Consider the following 5,347-nt stretch of genomic DNA (forward strand, 5'->3'; position numbering starts at 1 on the left):
CTGCTGGTGCGGTGATAACCCGCGGTCCATGCTCGCCGAGCCCGGCAAGTTTCGAGATCGCCTCTACGCCTTGAGCTATGGGGTAACTAACGCCGTACAGCAATGAGCTAACGGAAGGATGCGAAGCACGCGAAGCGGTCGGCCGCAGCGTTCCGAGTCGCATTGCGGAACACCAGTCGTAGGCCGATAGTTCGCGTCACGTGACGATAGGCGGTCGGCCTTGACGGGAGCATCCGCCTCGGTCGGCATTGCCATCCCGCCGCAGCACGGATTTTGGACACGAACGTGAGACAAATCTGGTGGACAAGACGTGAGACACCGTGCGTCACCACAGGTCAACGTCGCGCTTATGGACGCGGAGTTTGAGAACGAAACAAGTGTCCTAGAGGTCGCAGTGTCACGGGCCGTGGCCCGGGTGGGAATGCGCTTTCCGAAGCAGTGGCGACTTTAACGTGACCCAGCGCACAGTGTCAAACGCCGTGCCAGTGCGCGCCCGTCAGGAGAGTCGTGTGCTGCTCCGGATGACGACCCGGCCAGGAACGCGTTCGCGCAGGTCGTCGCAGTCGGTGTCGGTGCGCAGCGCGAGTTCTACTGCGCGCGCACCGATCTCCTCGAGCGGTAGCGCGACGGTGGTCAGGCTCGGTGTGTGGTCGCGAAGTGTCGGAATGTCATCGAACCCCGCGATCCCGACATCGCGGGGCACCGTCAGGCCCATCTCGTGCCATGCGGCGATCGCCCCGATGGCCATCACGTCCGTCACCGCGAAGACACACACGGGTTCGACCCCCGCGTCCGCGTCGATCTGGAGCGCGGCTGCCAACCGACGTGCCGCGGAGTGTCCACCGTCCCTGGTGAAGTCGCCCGAGACCTCGACGAGTGGCGTGATGCCGCGCCTGCCGAGTGCTTCGACGAACCCGTTGCGCCGGTCGACTGCCGTTCGAATACTGCCCGGCCCACCGATCACCGCGAACTGGGTGTGCCCGTCTGCGGTCAGCGCATCCGCCAGTTCACCTGCAGCAAAATGATTCTCGGGCTCGACGGCGCCACCGAAGGCCAGTGGCTGGCCGATCACGACGATTCTGCCGCCGTTGGCCCGGTAGTGGCCGAACTCGGTCTCCAGTTCGCGGTCGAGGTGACCGCTCTGGCGGGAACCGGCCAGCACGATCGCATCGGCGCGGTGTGCGACGAACGTGCTGACCGACTCGCGCTCGATGTCGAAGTCCCTGTCGGTGCTGGCCAGCAGGACCTGCTTGTGCGCGGCGCGGGCGGCTACCTGCACGCCGCGGGCGATGGAGGAGAAGTACGGGTCGGCAATATCGTGCACGATCAGGCCAAGCAAACCGGTCGACGACCTCGCCAGCGCCTGGGCCTGCGCGTTCGGCACGTACCCGAGCTCGCGTGCGGCAGCGCGGACGCGGTCGGCGACGCCTTCGCCCGGCACCCGCGCCGACCCGTTGAGCACCCGCGATGCGGTGGCCTGCGATACGCCCGCCCGCGTGGCCACGTCCTGCAGGGTCACCGCGGCCATTCGTTGGCTCCCACCGTCGTCATTGCCGTCCCATCGCCACACTTCGGCCCGGCTTGACCCGTCAGGGTTGACCCGTGCGCGCGTCAAAGCTTACCCTGGAAAGCGCATTCCGAAGTGCTGACATCGCGGCCTGCGTCCTCGCGGTCCGACGATGCAGGTCAAGCGACCGCACTCGCCGGCGGACGTGACACGACGCCGGCTCTCACGTAAGGGCATTTCCTCGATGAGTTCATCACTCGGTTCACCACGTCGGACTTTGCGCATCGCCATGAACGGCGTGACCGGGCGCATGGGGTATCGCCAGCACCTGGTCCGCTCGATTCTGCCGCTGCGGGACTCGGGCCTCTTGCTCGACGACGGCACCCGCGTCGACGTCGAACCGATCCTGGTGGGGCGCAACGCCGACAAACTCGCCAGCCTCGCGGCCGAGCACGGCGTGCGGGAGTGGACCACCGACACCGCCGCGGTGATCGAGGACCCGACGATCGACGTCTACTTCGACGCCCAGGTGACTTCGCGCCGGGTGCAGGCACTGACGGCGGCGATCAAGGCAGGCAAGCACGTCTACACGGAGAAGCCCACGGCCGAAACCCCGGTGGAGGCAATTGAACTCGCGCGGATGGCCGGGAATGCCGGCGTGGTGGCAGGGGTGGTGCACGACAAGCTGTACCTCCCGGGGCTGGTGAAGCTGCGCCCCCTGGTGGACGAGGGATTCTTCGGGCGCATCCTGTCGCTGCGCGGCGAGTTCGGGTATTGGGTGTTCGAAGGCGACGGTCAGCCTGCACAACGTCCCAGCTGGAACTACCGCGCGGAGGACGGCGGGGGCGTCACCGTCGACATGTTCTGTCACTGGAACTACGTCATGGAGGCATTGCTCGGCCGGGTGCAGACGGTCACCGCTCGCGCGGTCACCCACATTCCGGCCCGGTGGGACGAGAACCACGAGGTCTACGACGCCACCGCCGATGATGCCGCCTACGGCATCTTCGAGATCGAGGGCGGCATCATCGCCCAGATCAATTCGTCGTGGGCGGTGCGGGTGTATCGCGACGAGCTGGTCGAATTTCAGATCGACGGCACGCACGGATCTGCGGTCGCGGGATTGCGGCGCTGCGTGGCTCAGCAGCGGGCCCATACGCCGAAACCGGTTTGGAATCCGGATCTTCCGGCCACGGAGAAGTTCCGCGACCAATGGCTGGAGGTGCCGGCCAACGCCGATCTCGACAACGGCTTCAAACTGCAATGGGAGGAATTCCTGCGCGACGTCGTGGCCGACCGGCCGCACCACTTCGGCCTGCTTTCGGCGGCACGCGGCGTGCAGTTGGCCGAACTGGGCCTGCGCAGTTCGACGGAGGGCCGCCGCATCGACGTGCCGGAGATCGTGCTGTGACTGCCACCGCAGAGGCGGCGACCGGCCTGGCGCTGACGGTCCCCGTCGGCGGCGAATTGCGCCGCCACGAACTCGGAGCACCCGGTACGTGGCGGAGGCCGACGGTGCCGATCACGTCCCGGATCGGCTATGCCGCCGCTCACGTGGTGCCGCGTGTCCTCGCCGACAACACCCCCGGCGCTCCCGCCGATCTGGACTGGGACGCCACGATGGCCTATCGGCACGAGCTGTGGTCCTACGGTCTCGGCGTCGCCGACGCGATGGACACCGCTCAGCGCGGTATGGGGCTGGATTGGCCCGCCGCTCGCGAGTTGATCCGACGCAGTGGGCACGAAGCCGCTGCCGTGGGCGGGCTATTGGCCTGCGGAGCCGGGACCGATCAGCTTGCCATCGGCGACATACCACCGGGAGCGCGGGGGTTGGAACTCATCACCGGTGCGTATCGCGAGCAGATCGAGGTGGTCCGCGGCGCGGGCGCCCAGGTGATTCTGATGGCCTCGCGGGCACTGGCGCGGGTGGCCACCAGCCCGGACGACTACCTGTCGGTGTACGGCGCGCTTCTCGCCGGAGCGGATCAGCCGGTCATCCTGCACTGGCTCGGCAGCGTGTTCGACCCAGCTCTCACCGGGTACTGGGGTGACGCCGACATCGCAAGGGCAACAACGATATTCCGATCGACTGATCGAGGAGAACCCCGGCAAGGTGGACGGAGTCAAGGTGTCGCTGCTCGACGCCGGACACGAGATCGCGTTGCGCGGGGCGCTGCCCGCGGACGTCCGGCTGTACACAGGTGACGACTTCAACTACCCGGAGTTGATCATCGGCGACGAGGAAGGGCACTCCGACGCGCTGCTCGGCATCTTCGCCGCAATCTACCCGGCGGCATCCACTGCCCTGCAGGAGCTCGATGCGGGCAACACCGATCGCGCGCGGCAGATCCTGGACTCGACCCGCGCGCTCGGGCGGCACGTCTTCACCGCGCCGACGTCGTACTACAAGACCGGGGTCGCATTCCTGGCATGGCTCAACGGCCACCAGCCGGGCTTCGCGATGGTTGGAGGACTGGTCAGCGGACGCTCGGTGGAACATCTTGCCCAGGTGTTCGTGCTTGCCGATCGCGCCGGGCTGCTGGCAGACCCCGAGTTGGCCGTGCGCCGGATGCGGACGTTCCTGGACGTGAACGGGGTGAGTTCGTGACTACCCATGGTGACGACTACTCACGCCTTTCGCTGAACACCATGACCACCAAGGGGTTCCGGTTGGGGGAGGCCGTCCAGACCGCCGCCGCCGCTGGCTTGCCCGCCGTCGGACTCTGGCGCGACCGGGTGGCCGAAGCCGGCGTCGACAATGCCGCGAAGATGGTGCGGGACTACGGTCTCCGGGTGTCCAGCCTGTGCCGGGGCGGATTCCTGACCGGGCTCGGCGACCGCGCCGAGGCGCTGGACGACAACCGCCGCGCCATCGACGAGGCCGCCACGCTGGGCGCGCCCGAACTCGTAATGGTCGTCGGCGGAATCCCCGACCGGGACCTGGTCGGCTCCCGCCGACGACTCGCCGAGCGTCTCGCAGACCTGGTTCCCTACGCCGCGCAACGCGAGGTCCGCCTGGCCCTGGAGCCCCTGCATCCGGTCTTCTGCGCGGACCGCGCCGTGATCTCGACCCTCGGGCAGGCGCTGGCGCTGGCCGCCCCGCACCCCGCCGAGGCGGTCGGCGTGGTCGTCGACACCTACCACGTGTGGTGGGATCCCGCGTTGGAGGCCGGCATCGCCGCGGCGGGCGAACAGGGCAGGATCAGTTCGTTCCAGGTATGCGACTGGCTGGTGCCGATGGCCTCGGACCCGCTCGTGTCGCGCGGGATGATGGGTGACGGTGTCATCGACTTCTCAGCCATCGCAACCCTTGTCGCCGCCGCAGGATATCGGGGCGACGTGGAGGTGGAGATCTTCAACGAGGCGGTGTGGGCCACCGACGGGCGCACCGTGATCGACACGATGAAGCAGCGCTATCGCGACCTGGTGCTGCCCTGGCTGTGAACGGCCGGATCGCCCACGGGAACTTGTCGCATCTCGGCGCGTGTCCGGCGCTCGGCATGACGTCACCGTATCGACCTATGGTGGAGGCATGTGCAGGAACATCACCGAATTGCGCGGCCTGGAGCCCGCAGCGACCGCCGAGGAGATCGAGGCGGCGTCACGCCAATACGTCCGCAAGGTCAGTGGCCTCACGCGCCCGACCTCCGCCAACGCCGACGCCTTCGAGGCCGCGGTCGCCGAGGTCACCGCAACCACCACGCGACTGCTGTCCCAGCTGGCGCCGCGCCGGCAGCCGCCGAAGACGATTCCGCCGCTGCGCCGCCCCGAGGTCCGGGCCCGGCTCGCGGCGCAGTGAGCACGCCCGCGCTCAAGGAATGGAGCGCAGCAGTGCACGCG

General features: G+C 68.0%; 4 protein-coding genes and 1 pseudogene. 4 read left to right on the forward strand and 1 reads right to left on the reverse strand.

Annotation, left to right across the window (positions count from 1 at the left end):
- Positions 1-496: 496 nt before the first annotated feature.
- Positions 497-1,528 (reverse strand): LacI family DNA-binding transcriptional regulator, encoded by a 1,032-nt coding sequence (locus ACRDUX_RS28720; RefSeq protein WP_526418888.1) that lies wholly within the window; start codon positions 1,526-1,528, stop codon positions 497-499.
- Positions 1,529-1,751: 223 nt separating this feature from the next.
- Here ACRDUX_RS28720 and ACRDUX_RS28725 point away from each other — a divergent pair, with 223 nt between their 5' ends.
- The 4 genes and pseudogenes from ACRDUX_RS28725 (at position 1,752) to ACRDUX_RS28740 (ending at position 5,306) form a co-directional block, all read left to right on the forward strand.
- Complete coding sequence (locus ACRDUX_RS28725; protein ID WP_526418890.1) at positions 1,752-2,918, forward strand: Gfo/Idh/MocA family protein; 1,167 nt, start codon at positions 1,752-1,754, stop codon at positions 2,916-2,918.
- Positions 2,919-2,944: 26 nt separating this feature from the next.
- Positions 2,945-4,115: pseudogene (locus tag ACRDUX_RS28730) on the forward strand (DUF993 family protein).
- A 41-nt stretch (positions 4,116-4,156) separates the two neighbouring features.
- Positions 4,157-4,951 (forward strand): sugar phosphate isomerase/epimerase family protein, encoded by a 795-nt coding sequence (locus tag ACRDUX_RS28735; RefSeq protein WP_526418893.1) that lies wholly within the window; start codon positions 4,157-4,159, stop codon positions 4,949-4,951.
- Between the two features lie 88 nt (positions 4,952-5,039).
- On the forward strand, positions 5,040-5,306 hold the full coding sequence (locus ACRDUX_RS28740) for a DUF2277 domain-containing protein (RefSeq protein ID WP_526418892.1): 267 nt from the start codon (positions 5,040-5,042) through the stop codon (positions 5,304-5,306).
- The last annotated feature ends 41 nt before the right edge of the window (positions 5,307-5,347 follow it).

The organism is Mycobacterium sp., assembly GCF_050701675.1.
In the GTDB taxonomy this organism is placed as follows: domain Bacteria; phylum Actinomycetota; class Actinomycetes; order Mycobacteriales; family Mycobacteriaceae; genus Mycobacterium.